The following is a 1,847-nucleotide window of genomic DNA, read 5'->3' as shown; positions in this document are numbered from 1 at the left end:
ATGAGTCGCCCGACAAATGGGGCGCTAGAACCTTAAAAACCTAATACATTACCTTTTCTAAATAGTATAATAGAGATAGGATCTGTTGGAGGTATAGTTTATGTCATTTGCAACAAATTCATCTCAGCAAATCAGCTTGTTTGATTCTACTTCTAATTTAACCCAAAGAGAAGTAAAAATGCTTGAAAAATCATGGGCTAAATTTTTTTCTGAAAATATTTTTCCAGCTATAGATGAAGAGCCTTTCCGAGTATTGTACAGTGATCAGCCTTCACGCCGTAACACTCCGATTAACGTAATTATAGGTGCTCTTATTATAAAGGAGATGTTTCAGCTAACAGATGAAGAGATGGTTGAAACTCTTCCTTTTGATGTTCGTTATAAATACGCGTTGCATACTACAAGCTTTGAGGAGCAACCGCTAAACGATAGAACTTTTGGTAGATTCAGAGCCAGATGCAGTGCTTATGAAGAGCAAACAGGTATTGACCTTATTCATCAATGTATTGTTAAGCTTTCATCTCAAATTTCAAAGATGATGAGTTTAAATACAGGTATGAGACGCATGGACTCACTCATGATTGCTGCCAACATCAAAAAGATGAGTCGTCTTGAACTTCTTTACACATGTGTTGCCAATCTTGCAAAGTGTATGGAACGATCAAATGATGATTGCTTCCCGGAACCCCTAAAACACTATATTGAAAAAGATGATCATAATAGAGTTTTATATCACAATCGTAGTGAAGATAATGACAGCAAACTATCCCGTGTATTGAAAGATGCAGCTCTGATCATTTCTGCTTGCGGAAGCAGGTATGATGATAGTAGTGAATATCAATTACTTATACGTGTTATCAAGGAACAGACTGACAAAGACAATGATGGAAACCTGATACTTAAAAACAAACAATCCGGGATGGACTCCAAAATACTACAGAATCCAGCGGATCCGGACGCGACATTCAGATCTAAGGCCGGCAAGGAAAACCGAGGTTATATTGCTAATGTCGTAGAGACATCAGATGGAAATAATTCTGTGATTTCGGACTATCAGTTTGAACAAAATATTTATAGTGATAGTCAATTTCTCAAGGATTATTTAGCTTCATGTCCAAAATCTGATACCCCTATCACAATGGTGACAGATGGGGGATATTGCGGTTATGAAAATGTTAAATCAGCAAAAGAAAAGAATATCACACTTATCACTACTGACTTGAAAGGTGCGGATGTTGCAGATATATATGCGGATTTTATTTTCTCGGAAGACGGAAAAGAAATACTAATGTGTCCCGCGGGAAACAAACCCAAATCCAATGTATACAATAAGAATGATGGTAAATGTAAAGCATCATTTCCAATTAATACATGTAAGAACTGCCCGCATTTTTCTGAGTGCAACCCACAGATGCATGTGAGGGTTGCGACACTTAAGTTAGCTAAAAAAGCCGCATATCATGCTGAACAACAGCGCTTTTATAAAACTGAGGAGTTCAAAAAACATGCTCGATTCAGGAATGGTGTAGAAACGATTCCGGCATCATTAAGGAAAAGGCATAATGCTGATAAAATGCCTGTAAGAGGTCTGATAAGGAATAGGCATTTCTTCGGTTTTAAAGTTGCAGCACTAAATACGATTAAGCTAATCAAATATATGGTTAGCTTGGATAAGTGTGTCCAATTAGCATAAGGAATGGAAATAGGATGCTAATAATCCTCTGATTTTAGGTACGCATGTGCATCTGAAATCGTATTTTTTATAAAAAAGATAGTGTATTAAGTTTTCAAGGAACAATATATCGAAAATGGATGTGATATAAACGTCCATTTGTCGGGCGACTCAT

General features: G+C 36.8%; 1 protein-coding gene. It reads left to right on the top strand.

Annotated elements, in window-relative coordinates:
• The first annotated feature begins 100 nt into the window (after positions 1-100).
• Complete coding sequence (locus tag BM294_RS15610; protein WP_091210006.1) at positions 101-1,693, top strand: transposase; 1,593 nt, start codon at positions 101-103, stop codon at positions 1,691-1,693.
• The last annotated feature ends 154 nt before the right edge of the window (positions 1,694-1,847 follow it).

It is taken from the genome of Oribacterium sp. WCC10 (assembly GCF_900113415.1).
Lineage (GTDB): Bacteria > Bacillota > Clostridia > Lachnospirales > Lachnospiraceae > Oribacterium.
The sequence above is the reverse complement of the archived record's forward strand: the minus strand, read 5'-3'. Positions and strand labels throughout refer to the sequence as shown.

Coding starts and splice junctions, on each gene's coding strand:
- BM294_RS15610 (WP_091210006.1), top strand. CDS start 101: ATGTCATTTGCAACAAATTCATCTCAGCAAATCAGCTTGTTTGATTCT.